Consider the following 23,430-nt stretch of genomic DNA (forward strand, 5'->3'; position numbering starts at 1 on the left):
ACGTAACCGGCCCGCCCGGCCCGCCCGGCTCGCCCGCACCGCCCGCACCGGCCTGGCCGCCCGGCCCGCGCCGCCGCCACGACGGGTTCAGCACGGCGGCGGTGAGCCCTCCCAGCATGATCGCGCCGCCCACGACCTCGGTGGTCGTCGGAACCTCGCCCTGGGCGAACCACGCGGCGGCGATTCCGAGGATCGGCACGAGCAGGGTGAACGGCGCGACGGCGCTCGTCGGGTACCGCGCGAGCAGGCCGTTCCAGATCGTGTAGCCGATCAGCGACGCCCCGATCGCGGTGTACAGGGTGCTGCCGATCGCGACCAGCGACAGCGACGTGAGCGACTCCAGCACGACGGCGGGGGAGTCGACGACCATGGCGAGCGCGAGGCTCGGTACCGGCACGATCAGGCCGGACCAGACCACCAGCGAGAGCCCGGATGCCACCCGGGCGCGCCGGCTCAGCACGTTGCCGATCGCCCACGACAGCGCGGCGAGGACGGTCACCACGAGGGGCAGCCACGGCGCCGACTGGCCGTGCCCGACGACGACGACACCGAGTCCCGCCATTCCGATCACGATCCCCACCGCCTGGCGCCGGGTCGGCCGCTCGCCGAGCAGTGCCGCCGAGACGATGACGGTGAGCACGACCTGCGATTGCAGCACGAGCGAGGCGAGCCCCGCCGGCATCCCGAGCGCCAGGGCGATGTAGAGCAACGCGAACTGCCCGAAGCTGAGGAAGGTGCCGATGAGCAGCACGGTGCGCCAGCCGAGCTTCGGGGTGGGCACGACGAACACCGCGGGGATGGCGACCAGGAGAAAGCGCAGCGCGAGGAACACCAGCGGCGGAACGTCGGTGAGCTCCTCGTCGATGACGACGAAGTTCAGCCCCCAGATGGTGACGACGAGCAGGGCGAGGAGGGTGTGTCTGGTCGTCACCCGTCAACACTGCCACGAGCCGGGAGGGAACGATTTCGGCCCCGCCGCGTTGCACCCGGTATGAAAGCAATCGTGTACAGCCAGACCGGTGACCCATCCGTACTCCAGTTCGTCGACCGTGACATGGTCGAACCGCCCGCCGGTGAAGTGCGGGTGCGCATCGTCTACTCGGGCGTCAACCCCACCGACTGGAAGTCCCGCCGGGGAGGCGGCCCAGGCGAGGCGACCCCGTTTGCCGAGGTCGTGCCCAACCAGGACGGCGCGGGCGTCATCGACGCCGTCGGCCCAGGGGTCGAGGGCTTCGCCGTCGGCGATCGCGTCTGGCTCGCGCTCGCCGCGGCAGAGCTCGCCGCGGGCGGCACCGCCCAGCAGTACAGCGTGCTGCCGGTCAGCCGCGTCTACCCGCTGCCCAACAGCGCCAGCTTCGAGATCGGCGCGAGCCTCGGCGTTCCCGCCATCACCGCGCACCGCGCCCTCACCGTCGCGGAGGACGGTCCGCGGCGGCTCGCCCCCGGCGCGCTCGACGGCAAGACCGTGCTCGTCGCCGGTGGTGCCGGAGCGGTCGGCCACGCCGCGATCCAGCTCGCCCGCTGGGCCGGCGCGACCGTGATCACGACGGTCAGCAGTGACGCGAAGGCCGCCCTGGTGACCGCCGCCGGTGCGCACCACGTCGTCGACTACAAGGCGACCGACGCGGCCACCGAGATCCGCCGCATCGCCCCCGACGGCGTCGACTTGATCGTCGAGGTCGCTCCGGCACCCAACGCCGAGCTCGACATCGCCGTGATCCGCAACCGCGGGGTCATCGCGGTGTACGCGAACGACGGTGGAGACACCATGACGCTCGACGTGCGCAGCTACTTCGCGCTCAACGTGCGCTACCAGTTCCTGCTGCTGTACACGGTCGGCCAGGCCGAATTGGATGCCGCGGCCGAAGACATCAACGCCGCCCTCGTCGACGGCGCCCTCCCGGTCGGAGAGGATGCCGGCCTCCCGCTGCACCACTTCGAGCTCGAGCGCACGGCCGACGCACACGAGGCCGTCGAGAACGCCATCGTCGGCAAGGTACTGATCGCGGTCGGCACCGAATAGACCGGCACTGAATCCCGCCGGTCGTCACCCGGTCGTCTCCACCCCGGCCGTCGCCCCCCCCACCCCCCCCGAAAGAAGAGACATCATGAGTGAAAAAGTCTGGTTCATCACCGGCACCTCGCGCGGCTTCGGCCGCGAGTGGGCCATCGCCGCGCTCGACCGCGGTGACCGGGTGGCGGCGACCGCGCGGTCGGTCGACAGCCTGTCCGACCTCGTCGACACGTACGGCGACAGCATCCACCCCCTGCAGCTCGACGTGACCGACCGGGACGCCGCTTTCGCGGCCGTGGCCGAGGCGCGCGACAGGTTCGGCCGCATCGACATCGTCGTGAACAACGCCGGGTTCGGGCACTTCGGAATGATCGAGGAGCTCACCGAGCAGCAGGCCCGCGCGCAGATCGACACGAACGTGTTCGGGGCGCTCTGGGTGACCCAGGCCGCGCTGCCGATCATGCGCGAGCAGGGCAGCGGGCACGTCATCCAGGTGTCGTCGATCGGCGGCATCACGGCATTCCCGAACGTCGGCATCTACAACGCGTCGAAGTGGGCGCTCGAGGGCATGTCGCAGGCGCTCGCGCAGGAGGTGTCGCAGTTCGGCATCCACGTGACGCTCGTGGAGCCCGCCGGATTCTCGACCGACTGGAGCGGCTCGTCGGCGCAGCACTCCGACAAGCTACCCGCGTACGACCCGGTGCGCGCCGCCGCCGCGGAGGCCCGGAAATCCCGCCAGCAGACGCAGGGCGACCCGGTCGCCACGCGCGGCGCGATCCTCGAGGTCGTCGACGCCGAGAAGCCGCCGCTGCGCGTGTTCTTCGGCGACACCCCGTTCGGCATCGCGTCGGCGGACTACGCCAGCCGCATCGCGACCTGGGAGACGTGGCAGCCCGTCGCCGTGCGTGCCCAGGGCGGCGAGCAGTAGCTCGCCGCGGGTAACGCGGGGGGCGATCGATAGCTGATGTACGGCGGATGCTGCGCGGTGCACGCCGCGCGGCATCCATCGCTCTCATCATTCAGGAACAGGTGGGGACAGTGGGGGTGTGGATGCTGCGCCCCGGCCCCATTCCGTCGCACTCGTGCGCTCCGGCCGCCGATTCTCCTGAATGCTGAGACAAGCGCCGCGCGGGTTCCTGAATGATGGAACATTCGCCCGGCACGTTCCTGAATAGTGAAAGCTCAGCGCGCGGCGAGGAACGCCAGCGCGCGGGCACGCAGCTCGCGCGAGGTCGGCGCCGAGAAGTGCCCGCGGCCCGGCACCTCGAAGAACTCGCCGCGCGGAACCGCCTCCGCCAGCGCCCGCGACTGCGCGAGGATCGGGTCGTCGCTGCCGGTCGCGAACAGCACCGGCTGCTGCGGCGGGTTCGCGGCATCGGGCTGCGGCCCCCCGCGCATGCCCTCGACCAGGCTCACCAGCGCCGACAGGTCGTTGCCGCGCATTCCCCCCGCCATCTCGAGGTAGGTCGCGGTCAGGCGGTCGACGATCGGGGTGCCGTCGGCGATGAACGCGCGCGCCGCAGCCACGTCGAAGCGCGTGAGCGGGTCACCGTCGGGAATGCCGCCGAGCACCGCCCGGGTGATGTGCACGTGCAGTTCCACGGCGGCATGCCAGCCGACCCTGGCGCCGAGCGAGTAGCCGACGAACGCCATCTCGTCGAGCAGGTACGCGTCGCGCACCGCGAGCACGTCGTCGACGAGCGCCTCCATCGTGTACGCGCCGGGGTCGTGCGGCTTGTCGCTCGCGCCGTGCCCGCGCTGGTCGAGCGTGACCACGCGGAATCCGGCACGGGTGAGCTCGCGAATCCACCCGGTCGCCTGCCAGTTCGCGAACGCACTCGACGCGAAGCCGTGCACGGCGAACACCACGGGCGCGTCGGGCCCGCCGAACTCGTAGGTGGCGAGCCGGTACCCCTCCGCCGACATCACGAACACCGGGTCGGGCATCCCCGGAAGCAGGCTCACGCGGCGACCTGCCCCGCGGCCAGTGCCCCGCCACGCACTCGAACGACCACGACGGCCTAGATCGCGGTCAGCACGAAGACCGGGATCTCGCGCTCGGTCTTCTCCTGGTAGTCGGCGTAGTCCGGGTACGCGGCTACGGCCCGCTCCCACCACAGGGCGCGCTCGTCGCCGGTCACGATCCGCGACTCGTAGTCACGCTTCACCGGCCCGTCCTGCAGTTCGACGTGCGGGTGCGCGACGAGGTTGAAATACCAGACTGGATGCTTCGGCGCGCCGCCCAGCGAGGCGACGACGGCGTACTCGCCGTCGTGCTCCACCCGCATGAGTGCCGTCTTGCGCAGCTTTCCCGACTTCGCCCCGACCGACGTCAGGATGATGACGGGCATGCCGCGCAGCGTCGTACCCTCGGTTCCGCCGGAGTTCTCGTAGGTCTCCGCCTGTTCGCGGGCCCAGTCGGACGTGCTCGGTTCGTATTCCCCTGTGAGTGGCATGTGAAGTGCAACGCCCGGGAGCATGGTCTATTCCGCGGCCGGGCAGCCGAGCCGACGACTGCCGAGCGCCGCGGCGCGACGGCCGCGAGGCTTGTCGGCAGAATGGACCGATGACCACTACAGCCCCCTTCGGTTCCTGGCGCTCGCCCATCTCCGCTCACGACCTCGCCGCCAGCGGCCACCCCGTATCGGGCGGCGCCTGGGTCGGCGATGACATCTGGTGGCTCGAGCTGCGGCCAGCGGAGGGCGGAAGGCTCGCCGTGCGCACCGAACGCGATGGCGCCGTCGTCGACGTGCTGCCCGCACCGTGGAACGCCCGCACCCGGGTGCACGAGTACGGCGGGGGAGCGTGGGCGGTCTCCCCCGACGGCACGCTGGTGTTCTCCGAGTTCACCGACCAGCGCCTGTACCGTCTCGATGCGGGCTCGAACACCCCGGTGCCGATCACCCCGGCCGCGGGGCCGGACGGCGCCAGCTACCGGTTCGGCGAGCTGAGCATCCGCGGCGACGAGGTCATCGCGGTGCGCGAGACCCACCCGGGCCAGGCGCCCGCGGACAGCACCACGCCCGCGGGCAGCACCCTCACCCGCGACATCGTCGCAGTGCCGGTCGACGGCTCCGCGGCGAGCGACGACGCTGCAGGCGGCGGCCGCGGCATCCGTTCGATCGTCTCCGCCTCGCACTTCGTCGCGGGCGCGCGCTTCTCGCCCGACGGCACCCACCTCGCCTGGATCGCGTGGGAGCACCCGCGAATGCCGTGGGACGGCACAGAGCTGCGGGTCGGCGCCCTCGTCGACGGCGTGGTCGGGAGCGATTGGCGCACCATCGCCGGGTCGACGACCGAGTCGCTGCTGCAGCCGGAGTGGGTCGACGACAACACCCTCACCGCGATCAGCGACCGCAGCGGCTGGTGGAACCTCGAGCGCCTCGGCCTCGACGGCTCCCGCCGCGTCGTGCGCGCCGACGACGCCGAATACGGCGGCGCCCTGTGGATGCTCGGCATGCGCTGGCACGCGCAGCTCACCGACGGCGGCATCCTCGCGGTGCGCACCCTCGGCGACGACAGCCTCGTGGTCGTCGATCCGACCACCGGTGACGCGCGCACCGTCGAGCAGCCCCTCACCACGATCGCGCTGGGCGCCGTGCGCGGCACCCGCGTGCTCGTCACCGGCGGCAGCGCGAGCATCCCGACCGGCCTCCGGGTGCTCGACCTCGAGACCGGCGCGCTCACCGACGTGCGCCTGGCGGTCGACGACCTGCCGGATGCCGCCTTCCTGCCGGTCGCCGAGGCGCGCACGTTCACCGGGGATCGCGACGTGCATTCCTTCGTCTACCCGCCGCGCAACCCCGACTTCGCCGCGCCCGACGGCGAAGTGCCGCCCTACGTCGCGTTCGTGCACGGTGGCCCGACCTCGCGCGTCTCGGCGACGGTCAACCCGGCGATCGCGTACTTCACCAGCCGCGGCATCGGCGTGATCGACGTGAACTACGGCGGGTCGACCGGTTACGGCCGCGAGTACCGGGAGCGACTGCGCGGCCAGTGGGGAATCGTCGACGTCGACGACACCATCTCGGCAGTGCTCGGACTTGCGGATGCGTCGCTCGCCGACCGCGACCGGCTCGCGATCCGCGGCGGATCGGCCGGCGGCTGGACGGTCCTCGCGGCGCTCACGAGCTCCGACGTGTTCGCGGCAGGCACCTCGTACTACGGGGTCGCGGAGCTCACCCAGTTCGCGAGCGACACCCACGACTTCGAGTCGCGCTACCTCGACGGCCTGATCGGTCCGCTGCCCGAGGCCGAGGCGCTGTACCAGTCGCGCGCCCCGGTCAACAACGTGGCCGGCCTCACCACGCCGGTGCTGCTGCTGCAGGGGCTCGACGACCCGATCGTTCCGCCGTCGCAGGCGGAGATGTTCCGCGACGCGATGATGGAGCGCGGCATCCCGCACGCCTACATCGCCTACGAGGGCGAGTCACACGGGTTCCGCCGGGCCGAGACCATCGTCAGCGCCACCGAAGCCGAGCTCTCGTTCTACGGCCAGGTGATGGGATTCGACCCCGTCGGGGTGCCGCGCATCGAGCTCGCGGGCGACGCCGGCACCGAACCCGCGGCGAAGTAATTCGCCGCTCAGGGAATCTCTCGCCCCCCGACCGGCGTTGGGCGAAAGGAGCGCGCTGGCCGGATGACGGCCGCGGGCATCACGAAGACAAGGAGCCACACCTGATGACCTCAGTACCCACCATCACCCTGAACGACGGCGTCCAGATTCCCCAGCTGGGATTCGGCACCTACCAGATCGAGCCATCCGACACCAAGAAGGCGACCCTCGGGGCGCTCGAGGTCGGCTACCGCCACATCGACACCGCCGAGATGTACGGCAACGAGAAGGAGGTCGGCGAAGCCGTCGCAGCCTCCGGCATCGACCGCTCGGAGATCTTCGTCACCAGCAAGCTCAACAACGGGTTCCACGCCCGCGACGAGGCGCTCGCCGCATTCGACGGAACCCTCGAGGCCCTCGGCTCCGAGTACGTCGACCTGTTTCTCATCCACTGGCCCCTCCCGGCCGTCGGCGACTTCGTCGAGACCTGGAAGGCCCTCGAAGAGATGAAGGCGTCCGGTCGCGTCAAGTCCATCGGCGTCTCGAACTTCCAGGCCCACCACCTGCAGCGCCTGTTCGACGAGACCGGAACGGTTCCGTCGGTCAACCAGATCGAGGTGCACCCGTACCTGACGCAGGATGACCTCCGCGCGTTCAACACCACGAACGGCATCGCCACCGAGGCATGGTCGCCCATCGCCCAGGGCAAGGTGCTCGACGACTCCGTCATCGCCGCGATCGCCGAGCGCGTCGGCAAGTCCACCGCGCAGGTCACGCTGCGCTGGCACATCCAGCGCGGCGACATCGTCTTCCCGAAGTCGGTCACCCGCAGCCGCGTCGAGGAGAACTTCGCCCTGTTCGACTTCGAGCTCACCGCCGACGATGTCACCGCGATCACCGCGCTGAACCGCGACGAGCGCACCGGCCCGAACCCCGACGAGTTCAACTACGTCCCGGGCAAGTAGCACCCACCCGCCGGAGTGATCCCGCGGGTGCACACGAAGAACCCGACCGGCGCGAGCCGGTCGGGTTCTTTGTTTCTGCCGGCGGTGCCGGGCGCTGCCGCGTCGGTCAGTGACCGCCCGGCATGGTCGCGGGTGCGTCGGCGAACTCCGGTGGCCTGCGAACCATGAACGCCACCGGGATGGCGAACAGCGAGATGATCGCACCGCACAGGAATGCCGCCCGAACGCCGGCGGCCGTCGCGACGACCTCGGATGCGCCATCCATCTCCATGCCCAGCGAAACGGCGGCCATCACGGCGACGAACAGCGCGGTGCCGATCGCGCCGGCCAGCTGCTGCACGGTTCCGACGATCGCGCTGCCGTGCGAGTAGAGCTTCGGGCGCACCGACCCGAGGCCGGCGCTGAACAGCGGGGTGAACAGCAGGGCAAGGCCGAGGCTCAGCGTGATGTGGGCGGCGAGGAGCAATCCGGTCGGGGTGTTCTCGGTCACCATCGTGAGTGCCCAGAACACCGCGCTGACGATGGTCGAGCCGACGATGAGCAGCACGGTCGGCCCCGAGCGGTCGTAGATGCGACCGACGATGGGGGCGAGCAGCCCCATCAGCAGGCCGCCGGGAAGCAGCAGCAGTCCGGCGCCCAGCGTGTCGAGGCCGAGCACGGTCTGCATGTAGATGGGCAGCAGGATGATCGTGCCGAACAGCGCCATCATGCTGATCGCCATGAGCACCACGGCCAGCGAGAAGTTGCGCGAGGTGAAGGTGCGGAGGTCGAGCAGGGCCGCGTCGCGCTTCTGCAGGGTGAGCTGGCGCAGCACGAAGAGGGCGAGGGCGGCGACGCCGATCGCGAGCGGCACCCAGCCGGGGATGGATGCCTCGTCGCCGCTTTCGGCGATGGTGCTGAGTCCGAACACCAGGCCGCCGAATCCGATCGCCGACAGGATGACCGACAGCACGTCGATCGGCTTGCGCACCGGGGTGGTGATGTTCTGCAGCAGGCGGGCGCCGAGGCCGAGGGCGGCGAGGGCGATGGGCAGCACCAGGATGAACATCCAGCGCCAATCGAAGACCGACAGGATGAGGCCGGAGATGGTGGGGCCGATCGCCGGGGCGACGGAGATGACGATGGAGATGTTGCCCATCATGCGTCCGCGGGCCGCGGGCTCGACCAGGGTGAGCACGGTGGTGAGCAGCAGCGGGAACATGATGGCCGTTCCACTGGCCTGGATCACGCGGGCGATGAGCAGCACGGCGAATCCCGGCGCGATCGCGGCGACCAGCGTGCCGAGGCTGAACAGGCTCATCGCGGTGATGAATACCGGGCGGGTGTTGAACCGCTGCAGCAGGTACCCCGTGATCGGGATGACCACGGCCATGGTGAGCAGGAAGGCGGAGGTGAGCCACTGCGCGGCGCTGGCCGTGATGTCGAGGTCGTCCATCAGGCGGGGGAGGGCGACTCCCATGATGGTCTCGTTGAGGATCACGATGAACGTCGACACGAGCAGCACGGTGATGACGAGCCGGTCGCGTGCCGCCGTCGAACCCCGTCCGTCGGCGGGGGTCGCGGTCGTCGAACCGGCCTGCGGCTCCGTGCGCTGCGGCTCCGTGCGCTTCGGCACCGTGATGGGGGAGGTGTCTGTCATGGGGTTCCCGTCGGGCAGAGTGATGGGCCACGGGATCGGCGCGACCGGGTCGGCGCGGCGTGGCGGGTGCCATGAGGCAAGCGGCATCCACCCGGCCTTTATTCCCGCGCGGGCCCCGAGGCGCGTTACGGGCAGGTGAACGATCTGCGTGGCGGCCCGGTCTGCCCCACCGTGGCAGACCTGTCCCGACCACGCCAGGCCGCACCGACCCGACCCGGCCCCGATCCCGGCGCGACTCAGGGAATGAGCACGATCTTGCCGCGGATGCCGCCGGCCTGGCTGCGGCGGTGCGCCTCGACGGCCTCATCGAGCGGGTACTCCGCGCCGATCTCGATCTCGAACCTGCCGCGCCCGACGAGGTCGCCGACCACCCGAACGGCGTCCTTGCGGTCGCGCTGCTCCTCCTCGGTGAGGGGCACCGGGTTGCCGCCCGACCACGCGCGGATGCCCAGTTCGGCCGCCCGGGCGCCGACCACGATGGTGCCGATGCGGTTGCGGTCGGCGACGAGCGCGAACGAGGCATCGAGGGCCTCGTCGGTGCCTGCCCCGTCGAGCACGACGTCGACCCCGCCGGGGGCCACATCGCGGATGCGCTCCAGCAGGCCGGGACCGTAGGAGACCGGGATGGCGTCCAGCTCGGCGATGCGCTGGTGGTTCTCGCGGCGCGCCGTGGCGATCACGGTCGCGCCCCACGCGGTGGCGAACTGGATGGCGGCCTGGCCGACCGCGCCCGATCCACCGTGGATGAGCAGCACGTCGCCTGCCCTGACCCCGAGTGAGCGCAGCACTTGGTACGCGGTACCGATGGGCACGCCGATCGCGGCGCCCTGCGCGAAACTGAGCGACGCCGGCTTCGGGTCGATGTGGGCGGTGTCGACGGCCAGCAGGGTGGCGTAGGTGCCGGTGGCCCCCGCGATCACCACCTCGTCGCCGACCGACCACCCGGTCACGTCGCTGCCGACGGCGGCGATGACGCCGGCACCGTCGAAGCCGGGTCGGCGGGGCGTCGTGATCTCGCCGGTCTCGCGGATGCGGGCGCGCACCTTCCAGTCCAGGGGGTTGAGGCCGGCGGCCTCGACGGCGACCACGACCTCGCCCGCGGCGGGCTGGGGGTCGGGAACATCGACGAGGTGGAGCACCTCGGGTCCGCCGAACTCGGTGTACTGCACGATGCGTGCCATGGGGGCCTCACAATTCCGTGGGTGGTGGGTGTCTGCGCCGTCGCAGCCGATGAGCGAGCCGGCTGGCCCACTCTGGCACGGGAGACGAGCGCGCGTCACGACATGGCACAGTGCGGGGCCGGCCGTGCCCGGTCGGCCCTAGTCGCGGCGCGGGGCGCGCGGACCGTTCGCCCGCAGCGCGGTCTCCTCGGCGTCGATGGCGGCGAGCACCGCCCGCACCGCGCGATCCTCGTAGCGGTTCTCGGCCCGCGCCGCGATGATGACCTCGCGCTCGGCCTCGATCATCGCGCGGCGCAGCCGGGCATACGCGGCCGTCGCCGACTCGGTGTCGTCGTCGGTGCTGTCGTTCAGCGCGTCGAGCACGAAACCCGCGTTGGCGCGCAGCCGCTGCAGCACCCGCTCCTCGTCGGCGTCGGTCGCCTCGGCGTCGAGCCTCGCGAGTCCCGCCTGCTGAGCTTCGGCCATCAGGGACTGCGCCTCGTCGCGTTCCCTGTCGGCGTCCGGAGGGGGCAGCCGCAGCCCGCGGATGATGGTGGGCAGCGCCAGCCCGCCGAGCAGCGACCCGACCACGACCACGAAGGCCACGAGCTGCAGCACCTCGCGCTCCGGGGTCTCCGGCGGCAGCAGGAAGACGGCGGCGAGGGTCACCACCCCGCGGATGCCAGCCGCCGAGACGGCCGCGCCGGTGCGGAACCCCCACCGCCGCGACCGCAGCGCGCGCGGCCCGAATTCGAACAGGGCAGTGGCGGCCATCACGAACGAGACCCTGGCGACCACCGCGGCCGCGAGGGCACCGATCGCGAGCCCGGCGATCTCCCACCCGCCGAGCACGGAATCCTGCACCCCGGCGAGGATGCCGGAGAGCGCGAGCCCGATGAACAGGAACACCGCGTTCTCGAGCAGGAACCGGATGGTGCGCCAATTGATCGACTCGGCGATCCTGGCCTCGGCCGACTGGATCAGCGGCGCACGATGCCCGAGGTAGAGCCCGGCGACCACGACGGCGAGCACGCCCGACCCGCCGAACGCCTCGGCCGGGATGAAGGCCAGGTACGGGGTCACGAGCGAGAGGCTGGTGTCGAGCACCGGCGCGTGCAGCCGCTTGCGCACCGCCCCGAGGACCGCGCCGACGGCCACGCCGACCGCGGCCCCGCCGAGCACGGCGACGACGAACTGGATGCCGATATCCCACGGGTTGAGCACCGCCAGGATGCCGGCGATCGCGGCGTTGAGGGCGACAAGCGCGGTGGCATCGTTCATCAGGCTCTCGGTCTCGAGCACCGTGACGATGCGCCGCGGCATCCGGAGTCGACCGGCCGTCGCGGTCACGGCGACCGCGTCGGTGGGGGCGACGACGGCCCCGAGCGCCAGGGCGGCCGCGAGACCCACCGAGGGCAGGATCGCCCACACGGTGAGCCCGACCACGCCGACCGTGAACGCCACCAGCCCGACAGACAGCAGCAGGATGCTCGCGCGCCGCGCCCGCACGTCGGCGAGCGAGGTGCGGATCGCCGACGCGAACAGCAGCGGCGGCAGCAGCGCATACAGGATGAGCTCCGGCTCGATCTGCACCTCGGGTACGACAGGCACGAAGGATGCCGCCGCGCCGACCAGCACGAGGGTGACGGGTGCCGACCAGCCGGCCCGCCGCGACAGCCCCGTCACGATCACGGTCACGACCACGAACGAGACGACCCAGCTGACGACCGCGACGGGGTCCACGGTCAGCCCATCGCGGGCACGGCGTGTCCGTGCTGGCTGGCGAGCAGCGTGTCGGTGAACGACGCGTTGGCGCGCAGCTCGAGGTGCACCGTGCCCGCCGCGTCGCCCAACCCGGCGGCATCGCTCGGCACCGCGGTCGCAGCCGCGCCCGGACCGAAGCGGAGCGTCACCGTGTAGCAGAACGGCGTCTGGTACCCGTCGATGCGCGCGACGAAGGTGGTGGCATCCACCCATGCCCCGCTCGCAGCGATGGCGAGGTCGCCGGGCGCGCGCGTCACGTCGCCGGTGCCGAGGGTGGTGCGCCCGAAGAGCCGGGTGTCGAACCCGCAGGCGATGTGGTGGTCGCCCGCGGCATCGGTGATGGTGATCGTGGTGCGGCCGACGCCCTCGGTCAGCTGCACGCCCCACAGGTCGCCGTCATCGAGCTGATAACGGATGCCGCCTACCCTCGCCGCGGTCGGCGACGTCGGGGTGCCGGCCGGCAGCGGCAGGTCGAGCCGCAGCAGGGCATCGGCCAGGGCGTCATCGGCGACGAGCGCCGCGGGGCCGGACAGCGCAGCCCCGCCCGCCGCGGCCCCGCCGACCGCGCCCTCGCCTGACAGCGCAGGCAGCACGTACTCCCACACCAGGTCGAGGATGTCGTGGCCGTCTGGCACGCCGCTGGTCACGGCGAGCACCGCGTCGTGGCCGGGGAACACGATCGAGAACTGGCCGAATGCGCCGTCCGCGCGGTAGGCGTCGCCGCCGCGGCAGCGCCAGAACTGGTACCCGTAGCCCTGCGCGTCGTGCCGCGGTGTCGCCGGGTCGCCGTTCGGCACCTGCAGTGCGGTCGCCTCGTCGACCCAGTGCCCCGGCACCACCTGCCGTCCGTTCCACCGGCCGCGCTGCAGGTAGAGCTGGCCGAACGCGGCGACCTCCTCGGTGGTGAGGCTCAGCCCCCAGCCGCCGACGTCGATACCGCGGGGGCAGCGCTCCCAGCGCGCCCCGGTGATGCCGAGCGGCATGAAGAGGCGCGGCGTGAGGTAGTCGAGCAGCCGCTCGCCGGTCAGCCGGGTAAGGAGCGCCGACAGCAGGTAGGTGGCACCGGTGTTGTAGACGAAGAGCGTGCCCGGCGCATGCTCCAGGGGCACCGCGAGCACCGCCCTCGCCCAGTTGTCGTCGGGGGCGTTGTGGGCAGCGTCCACGGTGTCGGCGGCGTGGCCCGTCGTCATGGTCAGCAGGTGACGCACCCGCAGCGCGGCGAGGTTCTCGCCGACCGTCGCCGGGAGGTCGTCCGGCAGGAGCTCGACGATCCGGTCGTCGAGCGTGAGCAGGCCCTCGTCGATCGCGAATCCCACCGCCGTGGCCGTCACGCTCTTGCTGACCGAGAACAGCGAGTGCGGCTGATCGTCGGAGTACGGCTTCCACCAGCCCTCGGCTACTACCCGGCCGTGGCGCACGAGCATGATGCTGTGCAGTTCGAGTCGCCTGGCCTCGACCGCGCGGAGGAACGCGCTCACGCCAGCGGCGTCGACTCCCTCGGCGCGGGGCGTGCTGCGGGGGAGGATCCTGGCTCGTGTCATCCCCTCATTCTGAGGCCGATCACTCGATCGACGTGATGAATCCCTCGGTGACCATGAAGTCGTAGGCGACCTCCGCTGGCTCCTCGCCGGCGTCGTCGACACGCAGGTTGAGTTCGCGGAGCGTCTCGTCGGTGATCGACGGCGAGATCAGCGCGAAGATGTCGGCGAGCTCGGGGTGCTGTTCGAGGGTCTCGGTGTAGAAGACCGGCGCGACATTGTAGGCCGGAAAGAACCCGCGGTCGTCCTCGAGGATGGTCAGGTCGAGCTTGTCGATGCGGCCGTCGGTGGTGAACACCTCGCCGAAATTGCAGGTTCCCCGGTCGGTGGCCGTGTAGACGGCGCCGGTGTCGAAGATCATCACGTTGTCGTCGGGAACGCCCTCCGCCGACCCGCGTTCGAGGTCGTAGGCCTCGAGCATCGGGTTCATGCCATCGGCGCGCGAGTTGAACTCCGCCTCGATGCAGAAGGTGCGCTGGTCGACCGGCAGGGCCGCCATCTCCGAGAGCGTGCTGACATCGCCGAGCTCGGGCAGCGCCTCGGTGCGCACGGCCATCGCATAGGTGTTGTTGAGCGGTGCCGGCTCCAGCCAGGTGAGCCCGTTGGCTTCGTCCGCGTCGCGCACGGCCTCGTACTGCTCCTGCTGGTCCGGAATCCCCTCGGGCTCTGCCAGAAAGCTCAGCCACGCCGTGCCGGTGTACTCCCAGGTCATGTCGGCGCCGCCCGAGGTCATCAGTTCCCGCACCGGAACGCTGCCCGGCACGTTCGTCTTGTCTTCGACCTCGAATCCTGCGGCGCGTGCCGCGATGACGGCGATCTTGCCCAGGATGAGCTGCTCGGTGAAGTTCTTCGACGTGATGGTGATCATGGTGCCCTCGGCGCTGGCAAGCGGTTCGATCGTGCCGGGTCCGACGTCGGGCACGTATGCGGTGGCCGGCTGCAGTCCGCACCCGGTGAGGGCGACGAGGCCGGCAGCGACGACGGCGGTGGCGGCGAGCGAACGGCCAGCGAGCGAGCGGCGCCCGGGCGAGCGGCGCCCCAGCCAGCGGCGCCCGAGCGAATTGCGTGCGGGGGAGTGTCGGTGCTCGGTCATCAGAGGCCTTTCGGGCGGGCGACGTGTTCGACGACGCGTCCCAGCCAGTCGATGGTCAGCGCGAGCAGGGCGATGAGCAGTGCCCCGGAGATGAGAACGCTGAAGAGGTACAGGTTGACGCCGGTCGTGATGAGCAGTCCGAGCCCGCCGCCGTTGACGAAGGCGGCGAGCGCCGCGGCGCCGACGAGCAGCACGAGGGCGGTGCGGATGCCGGCGAGCATCACCGGAACGGCCAACGGCAGCTCGACCCTGAACAGCACCGAGGCCGCGCTCATCCCCATGCCGCGCCCGGCTTCGACGAGGCTGCTGTCGACCCCGAGGATGCCGATCACGGTGTTGCGCAGCACGGGCAGTGCCGCGTAGATCACCAGGGCGACGATCGACGCCCAGTAGCCGGAGGTGATGAGCATGGCGAGCAGCACGATCATGCCGATCGCCGGTGCGGCCTGCCCGAAGTTCGCGATGAACAGCACCGGTCCGCGCAGGCGGCGCAGCGCTGGCCTGGTCAGCAGCACGCCGAGCGGGATGGCGATGACGAGAACGATGGATGCCGCCACGAACGTCAGCGACAGGTGCTCGAGCGTCGACCCCCACAGCGATGCGGGATCCAGCGTCGACCGCTCAGACGCCGTCAGCGGCGCGAGGTTCAGCCACACCAGGAACCCGGCCAGCACCGCGGCGATCGCCGCGGGCTGCACGATGAGGCCTTTCCAGGTGGCGGCGCCGCCGACCGTCGTGACGCGCGCCTCGACGGCGGCGTCAGTCATCGTGCGCCTGCGACATCGACGAGCCGGCTGACGTCGGCGCGTCCGGCGCCACGGTGGGGATGGCGTCTGAGTTGGTGCCCACTGGGCCACCGATGGATGCCGCGGCTGACGCCCGCGCGGCGGTGATGGCGTCCATCACGGTCTCGACGGTGATCACCCCGAGGAACACGTCGCGCCGGCCGGTCACGAGGGCGGCACCCGCGCTCGAGACCAGCATGGTGTCGAGCGCGTCGTTGAGGGTCGCGCCCTGGCCGACGACGGGGAGCTTGTCCTCCGGCACGTCCGTGAGGGTGTCGAGCCTGGCGAGCTGGCGCCGCGAGAGCCACTGCACTGGGCGTTCCCGGTCGTCGAGCACGACGACGTGGTTGTGGTCGGCTCGCTCCATCTTCTCGATGGCAGACGCCGCGGCTTCCCCGGCATGAACGGTCACGGCGTCCGCGAGGGTGACCTCGCCGACGCGGCGCAGCGTGAGCTGCTTGAGCCCGGCGCCGGAGCCGATGAAGTTCTCGACGAACGCGTTGGCCGGCTCGGCGAGGATGCGCTCCGGGGTGTCGTACTGCACGATGCGTGCCCCCTCGGTGAAGACGACGATCCAGTCACCGAGCTTCACGGCCTCATCGAAGTCGTGGGTCACGATCACGATGGTCTTCTGCACCTCTTCCTGGATGCTCAGCAGCTCGTCCTGCAGGCGCTGCCGGGTGATCGGGTCCACGGCGCCGAACGGCTCGTCCATGAGAAGCACTGGCGGGTCGGCGGCGAGGGCCCTCGCCACGCCGACGCGCTGCTGCTGGCCTCCCGACAGTTCTTTCGGAAAGCGGTCGCGATACTGCGCGGGGTCGAGCGAGACGAGCTCGAGCAGTTCGTCGACCCGCGCGGCGATGCGGCCCTTGTCCCAACCGAGCATCTTGGGAACGATCGCGATGTTCGCCGCGACGGTCATGTGCGGGAACAGCCCGCCGGCCTGGATGACGTAGCCGATCCGGCGGCGCAGCTCATCGCCCCCGATGCTCGTGACGTCTTCGTCGCCCAGCACGATGCGGCCCTTGGTCGGCTCGATGAGGCGGTTGATCATCTTGAGCGTCGTCGTCTTGCCGCAGCCAGACGGGCCGACCAGCATCACGATCTTGCCGGCCGGGATCTCGAGGGTTACGCCATCGACGGCGGGGGACGACTGCCCCGGGTACTGCTTGGTCACGTTGTCGAGCACGATCGACTTACCGCTGATCGTGCCGGTGGATGGGCGGGAGACGGCGGATTCAGACACGGATACCTCGGGGTGTGGTCAGTCGGCCGAGGCCGACGAGGAGAAGGTCGAGCAGGAGGGCGAGTACGACGACGCCGATGACGCCGGTCAGCACGGACTCGAGGGAGTTCGCACCGCCGAGGCGCGACAGGCCGGAGAAGATGAACCCGCCGAGCCCGGGGCCGAGCACGTAGGCCGCGATAGCGGCGATGCCCATCACCATCTGGGCGGAGACGCGGATGCCCCCGAGGATCACCGGCCAGGCGAGCGGCAGCTCGACGCGCAGGAAAATGCTCGAGCGGCTCATGCCGAGTCCGCGGGCGGACTCCACGACCGACTGGTTGATCCCGGTCAGGCCGACGATGGCGTTGCGCAGGATGGGCAGGATCGCGAAAAACGTCACGACGGCGAGGGCGGGGGGTACCCCGAAGCCGAATGGCGCGACGAGCAAGCCGACGAGCGCGAACGCGGGAATGGTGAGCCCGATCGCCGTCACCGTGTTGGCGACGGAGCTGAGCGGCCGGCTGCGGTAGACGACCGCCGCGACGGCGATGGCGATGGCCGTCGCCAGGAGCAGGCACTGCACGACCAGGCTCAGGTGTTGCCACGAAGCAAACGCGATCTGGTCGAATCTGCTGCCGAGAAAATCTGCCATTGCAGCCCTCGTCTCGGGGTAGGGGATGGATTACGCCCCCGAACGGGGGCATCACGTGCACCCCACCTTCGAGCACTCGCGGGCTCAGGTCAAACTTGAGGTCCCATGCTATGGGCGCATTATTCCTTCGGAAGACGAGGGGCCGTGAGCCTCACGATCAGGCCCGCGACGAGCAGTACTGCCCCGCCGACCATGAGTGCGAGTCCGATGGTCGCGCCCGTTTCATCGGGAAGGACGACGAACAGCGGGCTTGCGAGGGCAGCGATGACGAGCATCACGACTCCGACGAGCACGAGCACCAGGGCGACGAATCCACGTTTCATGGTTGTGACACAACCACACCGCACGTAAACGGTCGAGGGGGCTGCGCGTACCCCGCTTTCGCCCTACTATCCCGGGCGTGCGCGGGAACGCGCAGCGCGAACGGCCTCAGCCGAGGGGCGCGCCTTCGAACTCGTCCCAGGCGCGCTCGAACGCGGCGTGGGCCTCCTTCGACTCGGAGTCCGAGCTGAAGTAGCCGTCGTAGATGGCCTTGCCGCCGTGCTCGGGGAAGAGGGTGTCGTCCTTGACGGATGCCGCGAGCTCACCGACCTCGTCGGACCGGTCGACCTGCGCGAGAAGCCAGCTGCGGAATGTGTCGGTCATGGTGATTCCTTTCGAGTGGGAGCTCCAGTCTGACACCGTGGCCTACCACGATTCCTACGCGATTCACAGAGGCGACCGTCGAATTCGAGCAGGATTCGACCCCGGCCATCGGGATAATTAGCGTTGAACCACCACCGCTGACGAGAGAGAAGACCCATGACTGACGTTTCATCGCAGCCCCCCGCCGACGGAGATGACCGCGAGATCCTCACGAACCGGCAGGGACATCAGGTCTACGACAACCAGAACCAGCGCACCGTCGGGGCCAGGGGCCCCGCCACGCTCGAGAACTACCAGTTCCTCGAGAAGATCAGCCACTTCGACCGTGAGCGCATCCCGGAGCGGGTCGTGCACGCGCGCGGTGCCGTCGCCTTCGGCTACTTCGAGGCCACCGGCACGTGGGGCGACGAGCCCATCGCCAAGTACACCCGCGCGAAGCTCTTCCAGGAGGAGGGCAAGCGCACCGACCTCGCCATCCGCTTCTCCACCGTCATCGGTGGGCGCGACTCCTCGGAGGCCGCCCGCGACCCGCGCGGCTTCGCCGTCAAGTTCTACACCGAGGACGGCAACTGGGATCTCGTCGGCAACAACATGGGCGTGTTCTTCATCCGCGACGCCATCAAGTTCCCCGACGTCATCCACTCCCTCAAGCCCGACCCGGTGACGTTCCGCCAGGAGCCGGCCCGCATCTTCGACTTCATGTCGCAGACCCCAGAGTCGATGCACATGCTGATGAACCTGTTCAGCCCGCGCGGCATCCCGGCCAACTTCCGCACCCAGCAGGGCTTCGGCGTCAACACGTACAAGTGGGTCAACGCCGATGGCGACACCCACCTGGTCAAGTACCACTGGATCCCGTCCGTCGGCGTCTCGAGCATGACCGAGGCTGACGCCGCGGTCGTGCAGGGCGGTGACCTGGGCCACGCATCGAAGGACCTCTACGAGGCCATCGACCGCGGCGAGTTCCCCGAGTGGGAGCTCCGCGTGCAGCTGATGAGCGATGACGAGCACCCCGAGCTCGACTTCGACCCACTCGACGACACCAAGCTGTGGCCCGAGAACGACTTCCCGCCGCTCACCGTCGGAAAGATGGTGCTCAACAGCAACGTGCGCAACTTCTTCGCCGAGAACGAGCAGCTGTCGTTCGGCACCGGAGTGCTCGTCGACGGCCTCGACTTCTCCGACGACAAGATGCTCGTCGGCCGCACCTTCTCCTACAGCGACGCGCAGCGCTACCGGGTCGGCACGAACTACCTGCAGCTCCCGGTCAACCAGGCCAAGAACGCGAGGGTCGCCACCAACCAGCGCGACGGCCAGATGACCTACCACGTCGATGGCGGCGGGGAGAACCCGCACGTCAACTACGAGCCGTCGATCACCGGAGGGCTGCGCGAGGGAACCTACCCGACACACGACGACCAGGGCCCGGAGATCACCGGTCGCCTGACGCGCAAGCGCATCCCGCGCACCGACGACTACACGCAGGCCGGCCAGCGCTTCCTGCTCATGGAGGGCTGGGAGCGCGACGACCTGGTCGCCAACCTCACCGACCTCATCTCGCAGGCGAGCCGCGAGGTGCAGGAGCGCATGGTGTGGCACTTCTTCATGGTCGAGGATTCGCTCGGGGCCAGGGTCGGCGAAGGACTCGGCATCAGTGCCGACGACGTGCGCGACCTCCCGCCGCTCGCGAGCCAGACGCTCTCCGACGCCGAACTCGAGCGCCTCGCGCACCTCGGCTCGAACGGGCCGCGCGACGTCGAGGGCCTCATCATGACGCACTGCGTTCCCAACGAGCGCCTCGTGCTGGCCTGATCACCGACCGGTAGCACCAGCACCACCAGCATCACCAGCACGAGAGCAGGCACGCATGCGCGGAGACGACCACGACCTCGAACGGTTCGTCTCCGCGCAGGCGGGCGGCGTGTGGCAGCGGGCGATGGCCGAGCTCGCGGGCGGTCGCAAGACCGGGCACTGGATGTGGTTCGTCTTTCCGCAGGTCGACGGCCTGGGCTCCAGCCCGACCGCCCGGTTCTATGCCATCGCCTCCCTCGCTGAGGCCAGGGCCTACCTCACGCACCCCGTGCTGGGCCCGCGCCTCATCGAGGGTGCCGAGCTGGTCGCGGCCAGCACCACGGACTCCGCCGTCGCCCTCCTCGGATCGATCGACGCCCAGAAGCTCCGCTCGAGCATGACCCTGTTCCTGCGCGCCGACCCCGCGCACCCCGCATTCGCGCGAGTACTCGACCGGTACTTCGACGGCCGGGTGGATGCCGCGACCGACCGAATCCTCGACCAGGCGTGACGCGCGCGAGCCGTCTGCACCGATTCAGCGAGTCTCCCGCGTGCCTCACAGGCGGCGCACGACGGCGTCTGTAAGACTCGTTCGTGGTTACCTCAGACCCGGTCTCCTGGTCGTCGCCTCATTCGCGACGCAGTGACAACGGGTCGGTTTTCGCCGAACCCCTCCACCCGCGCCGCGAGGCCGAGACGATCGAGTGTGATTCCGCATGACCGAGGCCGTAGCATCCATTCCCCCACGCATCGTGCTCACCAGGCCCAAGCGCGGCGGTGGCGGGGCGAACCCCACCACTGAGTACTCAGGGCTGCTCAAGGTCGTGCGCGAAGCAGGCCTGCTGCGCCGCCGCGTCGGCTTCTACGCCCTGATGTTCAGCGCCATCATGGTGGCGCTCGGCGGGGCGATCACGGGATTCATCCTGCTCGGGGACTCGTGGTTCCAGTTGCTGATCGCCGCCGCGCTCGGCATCATCCTCACCCAGTTCGCGTTCCTCGCCCACGAGGCGGCCCACCGCCAGGTGTTCACCTCGGGGCGCGCCAACGACGTCGCGGGCCGCACCCTCGCCAACCTGTTCGTCGGCATCAGCTACTCGTGGTGGATGACAAAGCACTCCCGCCACCACGCGAACCCCAACGTCGTCGGCAAGGACCCCGACATCGGGCCCGGCGTGCTGGCCTTCCGGGAGGAAGACGCGACGGGCGCCCGCGGTCTCGGCGGCGCCATCATCCGTCGCCAGGGCTGGCTGTTCTTTCCGCTGCTCGTGTTCGAGGGGATAGCGCTGCACGTGACGTCGCTGCGCACCGTGTTCGGTCGCGGCAAGGTCGACCGGCGCGGACTCGAGATCTCGATGGTCTCGGTGCGCCTCATCGCGTACCTCGTCGTGGTGTTCGCGTTCCTTCCCGTCGGTATGGCATTCGCGTTCATCGGCGTGCAGCTCGCCGTATTCGGCGTCTACATGGGGGCATCGTTCGCCCCGAACCACAAGGGAATGCCCATCCTTCCCAAGGACGCCAAGGTCGACTTCCTGCGCCGCCAGGTGCTGACCTCGCGCAACATCAAGAGCACCTGGGCCACCGACATCTACATGGGCGGGCTCAACTACCAGATCGAGCACCACCTGTTCCCGAACATGCCCCGCCCCGCGCTCAAGCGTGCGCAGGTCATCGCCAAGGAGTATTGCGCGACGCACGGCATTCCCTACACCGAGACGACGCTGCTCGCCTCGTACGCGATCGTGGTCGCGTACCTCAACCGGGTAGGCCTCGCGGCCGGCGGCGACCCGTTCGACTGCCCCGCCTCGGCGTCGTTCGGGCGCTGACCGTACCCCGCCCGACCGCTGCGCTGCGCTGCTGTCATCATTCAGGAATGGGTGGTGCCGGAGTGGCCAGAATTCAGGAACGGCGGCGCCGGGACGGCCAGAATTCAGGAATGGTGCGGATTTCAGGGACGTGGATGCCGCGTTCCGGCCGTCACCGCCGCCGCGGCATCCCCTGCCGGCATTCGAATTCCTGAATAGTGAAAGTCGCCCGGTCGCCGGCACCCAGTAGCCCGCACCCAGCACCGTCGGGCACCCAGCACCCCGGGCACCGCGCACCCCGGGTTCAGCGGGCGACGCGCGCCCAGCGGCCGTCGACCAGGTCGACCGCGCCGGCCTCCTGGAACGCCGCCAGCCAACCCGACATCGGCCATTCGCCCCAGCGGTCGAAGAACAGCCCTGCGTTGCGCACGATGTCGTCGATGTTGTGCCAGGGCGGCGACGAGGTCGGGTGGTACTGGTGGTACGCGTGCGCCCCGCCGACCCACGCCAGCGGAATGCCCCGGTCGCGCAGGGTCCACGCGAAGTCGGTGTCCTCGCCGCCGTAGCCGACGTATGCCTCGTGGAATCCGCCAGCCCGAGCCCAGGTGTCAGGGGTGAGGGCGAACGACAGCGACCAGAAGAGGGCGTAGTCGGATGCCGCGGCGATCGTCACCCCGCCCGCGGGCGGGTTCGGGCGCGCGCGATGCGGGGCCGTCGCGGCGACGAGGGAGGCGGCATCCACCGACGTCATCCCCTCTGGCAGGTAGGTGACCGGCCCGCACAGCACCGCGTCGGAATGCTCCTCGGCCGCCGAGACGTAGCGTGCGAAGAGCTCGGGACCGGGGATGCAGTCTGCGTCGAGGAACACCAGCAGGTCCGCCCCCGCATCGATCGCCAGCGCGGCACCGACGTTACGCGCGGCGGCCAGCCGGAACGCCCCAGCGGGCCCGAAACCAGCCGCCCCGGTCGCGGGCGCCACCCGCGCAACGGTTACGCCGTCCACCGCGGGCGGGGCGTCGTCGCCGAGCCACACCACGATCGGCAGCACGCCGGAGGTATCGGACACGGCAGCGAGTTGCGCCTCGAGGTGCGCGAGCCGTCCAGACGAGCACAGCGAGATCGACGCGATCACGACAGCCCCGCCATCGCGACGCCGGCGATCACCGCGGCGGCGCGGGCGGCCGCCCCCGGCACCTGCCACCGCGCCCAATCCACGTCCAGCGCGAGTGCCGCGTCGAGCAGCCCCGGCCATTCCGCGGCCTCCGGCCATTGCGGCACCACGACGGCGAGCCCATCGTCGTCCAGCGCGGCGGCCGTGGCATCCTGCTCGCCGAACGGTCGCGGCTGGGGAATCACGATCGCGCGCGCGTCGGCGGCGGCGAGGTCGGCGACGCTGTTCTGCCCGGCCCAGGCCACGACGACCCCGGCGGTCGACAGCAGCGGCCACGGGTCGTCGGTCCACGGCAGGGCCCGCACGCCGGCGATCCGCCCGCCGTCGCCGCCGGCCCCGAGCATGCTCCACGTCGCGGTCGGGGTGATGGATGCCGCCGCCGCGAGCTGCTCAGCCGTCACGGGCGACGACCCGCCGCCGCCGAGCAGCAGGACGCTCCCGTCCGTGCGGGCACCCGCCCCACCGCTCGCGCGCCCGTCGAAGCGCGAGATGCCGCCCACCGCGGCGACCTTGCGCGCGACGGCGGCGAGCGACGGCGCGAGCGGCCGCCCGTCGGGCCACGGGGCGACGCGGCGGTCCGCGGCGTCGTAGGGGCGCGCCTGCGGCGGGTCCTTGCTCTTCTGCCACT

General features: G+C 70.5%; 22 protein-coding genes. 7 read left to right on the forward strand and 15 right to left on the reverse strand.

The features are described from left to right. A partial coding sequence (locus tag G5S38_RS12625; RefSeq protein WP_165069244.1) for an EamA family transporter occupies positions 1-931 on the reverse strand: 931 nt, incomplete at its 3' end. Between the two features lie 60 nt (positions 932-991). On the opposite strand from G5S38_RS12625, the gene G5S38_RS12630 reads away from it, so the two are divergent. Next, positions 992-2,023: an NADPH:quinone reductase gene (locus G5S38_RS12630; RefSeq protein ID WP_165069246.1), complete on the forward strand. Its 1,032-nt coding sequence runs from the start codon at positions 992-994 to the stop codon at positions 2,021-2,023. Positions 2,024-2,108: 85 nt separating this feature from the next. After that, the gene (locus G5S38_RS12635) at positions 2,109-2,942 is read left to right on the forward strand and encodes an SDR family oxidoreductase (protein WP_165069249.1); all 834 of its coding nucleotides are present in this window, start codon (positions 2,109-2,111) and stop codon (positions 2,940-2,942) included. 254 nt (positions 2,943-3,196) lie between these two features. On the opposite strand, the gene G5S38_RS12640 is transcribed toward G5S38_RS12635, so the two are convergent. Together G5S38_RS12640 and G5S38_RS12645 are read right to left on the reverse strand one after the other, a co-directional pair. Continuing rightward, a complete protein-coding gene (locus G5S38_RS12640) occupies positions 3,197-3,979 on the reverse strand; it encodes an alpha/beta fold hydrolase (protein ID WP_328796742.1) in 783 nt (260 codons plus the stop codon). Between the two features lie 56 nt (positions 3,980-4,035). After that, positions 4,036-4,470: a nitroreductase family deazaflavin-dependent oxidoreductase gene (locus G5S38_RS12645; RefSeq protein WP_165069251.1), complete on the reverse strand. Its 435-nt coding sequence runs from the start codon at positions 4,468-4,470 to the stop codon at positions 4,036-4,038. A 110-nt stretch (positions 4,471-4,580) separates the two neighbouring features. Here G5S38_RS12645 and G5S38_RS12650 point away from each other — a divergent pair, with 110 nt between their 5' ends. Then, the gene (locus tag G5S38_RS12650; protein ID WP_165069253.1) at positions 4,581-6,590 is read left to right on the forward strand and encodes a S9 family peptidase; all 2,010 of its coding nucleotides are present in this window, start codon (positions 4,581-4,583) and stop codon (positions 6,588-6,590) included. A 104-nt stretch (positions 6,591-6,694) separates the two neighbouring features. Continuing rightward, positions 6,695-7,534, forward strand: coding sequence for an aldo/keto reductase (locus tag G5S38_RS12655; protein WP_165069255.1), 840 nt, complete (start codon positions 6,695-6,697; stop codon positions 7,532-7,534). 106 nt (positions 7,535-7,640) lie between these two features. On the opposite strand, the gene G5S38_RS12660 is transcribed toward G5S38_RS12655, so the two are convergent. The 10 genes from G5S38_RS12660 to G5S38_RS12705 form a co-directional block, all read right to left on the reverse strand. Further along, positions 7,641-9,173: a DHA2 family efflux MFS transporter permease subunit gene (locus G5S38_RS12660; protein WP_165069257.1), complete on the reverse strand. Its 1,533-nt coding sequence runs from the start codon at positions 9,171-9,173 to the stop codon at positions 7,641-7,643. A gap of 236 nt (positions 9,174-9,409) precedes the next feature. After that, positions 9,410-10,354 carry a quinone oxidoreductase family protein gene (locus tag G5S38_RS12665; RefSeq protein ID WP_165069259.1) on the reverse strand — a complete coding sequence of 315 codons (945 nt, stop codon included), beginning with the start codon at positions 10,352-10,354 and terminating at the stop codon, positions 9,410-9,412. A 138-nt stretch (positions 10,355-10,492) separates the two neighbouring features. Continuing rightward, complete coding sequence (locus G5S38_RS12670; RefSeq protein WP_201276679.1) at positions 10,493-12,076, reverse strand: Na+/H+ antiporter; 1,584 nt, start codon at positions 12,074-12,076, stop codon at positions 10,493-10,495. A gap of 2 nt (positions 12,077-12,078) precedes the next feature. Beyond that, positions 12,079-13,638 carry a serine hydrolase domain-containing protein gene (locus tag G5S38_RS12675; RefSeq protein WP_165069263.1) on the reverse strand — a complete coding sequence of 520 codons (1,560 nt, stop codon included), beginning with the start codon at positions 13,636-13,638 and terminating at the stop codon, positions 12,079-12,081. A gap of 19 nt (positions 13,639-13,657) precedes the next feature. Continuing rightward, positions 13,658-14,728, reverse strand: coding sequence for a glycine betaine ABC transporter substrate-binding protein (locus tag G5S38_RS12680; RefSeq protein ID WP_165069265.1), 1,071 nt, complete (start codon positions 14,726-14,728; stop codon positions 13,658-13,660). Further along, positions 14,728-15,495 carry an ABC transporter permease gene (locus G5S38_RS12685; protein WP_165069267.1) on the reverse strand — a complete coding sequence of 256 codons (768 nt, stop codon included), beginning with the start codon at positions 15,493-15,495 and terminating at the stop codon, positions 14,728-14,730. The genes G5S38_RS12680 and G5S38_RS12685 overlap by 1 nt, the downstream gene beginning before the upstream one ends. Beyond that, entirely contained in the window at positions 15,488-16,759 is a 1,272-nt protein-coding gene (locus G5S38_RS12690; RefSeq protein ID WP_165069269.1) for an ATP-binding cassette domain-containing protein, read from the reverse strand. Before G5S38_RS12690 ends, G5S38_RS12685 begins: the two co-directional genes overlap by 8 nt. Beyond that, the gene (locus tag G5S38_RS12695; RefSeq protein ID WP_165069272.1) at positions 16,752-17,393 is read right to left on the reverse strand and encodes an ABC transporter permease; all 642 of its coding nucleotides are present in this window, start codon (positions 17,391-17,393) and stop codon (positions 16,752-16,754) included. The genes G5S38_RS12690 and G5S38_RS12695 overlap by 8 nt, the downstream gene beginning before the upstream one ends. A gap of 119 nt (positions 17,394-17,512) precedes the next feature. Next, positions 17,513-17,716, reverse strand: coding sequence for a hypothetical protein (locus tag G5S38_RS12700; RefSeq protein ID WP_165069274.1), 204 nt, complete (start codon positions 17,714-17,716; stop codon positions 17,513-17,515). Between the two features lie 106 nt (positions 17,717-17,822). Next, complete coding sequence (locus G5S38_RS12705; protein WP_165069277.1) at positions 17,823-18,038, reverse strand: YozE family protein; 216 nt, start codon at positions 18,036-18,038, stop codon at positions 17,823-17,825. A 156-nt stretch (positions 18,039-18,194) separates the two neighbouring features. Here G5S38_RS12705 and G5S38_RS12710 point away from each other — a divergent pair, with 156 nt between their 5' ends. From G5S38_RS12710 to G5S38_RS12720, 3 genes are all read left to right on the forward strand, one after another. Beyond that, complete coding sequence (locus G5S38_RS12710) at positions 18,195-19,850, forward strand: catalase (protein WP_165069279.1); 1,656 nt, start codon at positions 18,195-18,197, stop codon at positions 19,848-19,850. A gap of 55 nt (positions 19,851-19,905) precedes the next feature. Then, positions 19,906-20,340 carry a DUF1810 domain-containing protein gene (locus G5S38_RS12715; protein ID WP_165069281.1) on the forward strand — a complete coding sequence of 145 codons (435 nt, stop codon included), beginning with the start codon at positions 19,906-19,908 and terminating at the stop codon, positions 20,338-20,340. Between the two features lie 205 nt (positions 20,341-20,545). Further along, positions 20,546-21,652, forward strand: a complete 1,107-nt coding sequence (locus G5S38_RS12720; protein ID WP_165069283.1) for a fatty acid desaturase family protein — start codon at positions 20,546-20,548, stop codon at positions 21,650-21,652. Between the two features lie 283 nt (positions 21,653-21,935). Here the strand turns inward: G5S38_RS12720 and G5S38_RS12725 are convergent, their stop codons facing one another. Both G5S38_RS12725 and G5S38_RS12730 read right to left on the reverse strand, forming a co-directional pair. Further along, complete coding sequence (locus G5S38_RS12725; RefSeq protein WP_165069285.1) at positions 21,936-22,763, reverse strand: glycosyltransferase family 2 protein; 828 nt, start codon at positions 22,761-22,763, stop codon at positions 21,936-21,938. Beyond that, positions 22,760-23,430, reverse strand: a 671-nt coding sequence (locus G5S38_RS12730; protein ID WP_268921077.1) for a glycosyltransferase, incomplete at its 5' end; no start/stop codon positions are given. The genes G5S38_RS12725 and G5S38_RS12730, both read right to left, overlap by 4 nt.

Origin of the sequence: Marisediminicola senii (genome assembly GCF_011057645.1) — a bacterium.
GTDB lineage: Bacteria > Actinomycetota > Actinomycetes > Actinomycetales > Microbacteriaceae > Marisediminicola > Marisediminicola senii.

Bases quoted from the DNA above. Each gene is read 5' to 3' on its own strand.
- G5S38_RS12630 (WP_165069246.1), top strand. From the start codon at position 992: ATGAAAGCAATCGTGTACAGCCAGACCGGTGACCCATCCGTACTCCAG.
- G5S38_RS12635 (WP_165069249.1), top strand. From the start codon at position 2,109: ATGAGTGAAAAAGTCTGGTTCATCACCGGCACCTCGCGCGGCTTCGGC.
- G5S38_RS12645 (WP_165069251.1), bottom strand. From the start codon at position 4,470: ATGCCACTCACAGGGGAATACGAACCGAGCACGTCCGACTGGGCCCGC.
- G5S38_RS12650 (WP_165069253.1), top strand. From the start codon at position 4,581: ATGACCACTACAGCCCCCTTCGGTTCCTGGCGCTCGCCCATCTCCGCT.
- G5S38_RS12655 (WP_165069255.1), top strand. From the start codon at position 6,695: ATGACCTCAGTACCCACCATCACCCTGAACGACGGCGTCCAGATTCCC.
- G5S38_RS12660 (WP_165069257.1), bottom strand. From the start codon at position 9,173: ATGACAGACACCTCCCCCATCACGGTGCCGAAGCGCACGGAGCCGCAG.
- G5S38_RS12665 (WP_165069259.1), bottom strand. From the start codon at position 10,354: ATGGCACGCATCGTGCAGTACACCGAGTTCGGCGGACCCGAGGTGCTC.
- G5S38_RS12675 (WP_165069263.1), bottom strand. From the start codon at position 13,638: ATGACACGAGCCAGGATCCTCCCCCGCAGCACGCCCCGCGCCGAGGGA.
- G5S38_RS12680 (WP_165069265.1), bottom strand. From the start codon at position 14,728: ATGACCGAGCACCGACACTCCCCCGCACGCAATTCGCTCGGGCGCCGC.
- G5S38_RS12685 (WP_165069267.1), bottom strand. From the start codon at position 15,495: ATGACTGACGCCGCCGTCGAGGCGCGCGTCACGACGGTCGGCGGCGCC.
- G5S38_RS12695 (WP_165069272.1), bottom strand. From the start codon at position 17,393: ATGGCAGATTTTCTCGGCAGCAGATTCGACCAGATCGCGTTTGCTTCG.
- G5S38_RS12700 (WP_165069274.1), bottom strand. From the start codon at position 17,716: ATGAAACGTGGATTCGTCGCCCTGGTGCTCGTGCTCGTCGGAGTCGTG.
- G5S38_RS12705 (WP_165069277.1), bottom strand. From the start codon at position 18,038: ATGACCGACACATTCCGCAGCTGGCTTCTCGCGCAGGTCGACCGGTCC.
- G5S38_RS12710 (WP_165069279.1), top strand. From the start codon at position 18,195: ATGACTGACGTTTCATCGCAGCCCCCCGCCGACGGAGATGACCGCGAG.
- G5S38_RS12715 (WP_165069281.1), top strand. From the start codon at position 19,906: ATGCGCGGAGACGACCACGACCTCGAACGGTTCGTCTCCGCGCAGGCG.
- G5S38_RS12720 (WP_165069283.1), top strand. From the start codon at position 20,546: ATGACCGAGGCCGTAGCATCCATTCCCCCACGCATCGTGCTCACCAGG.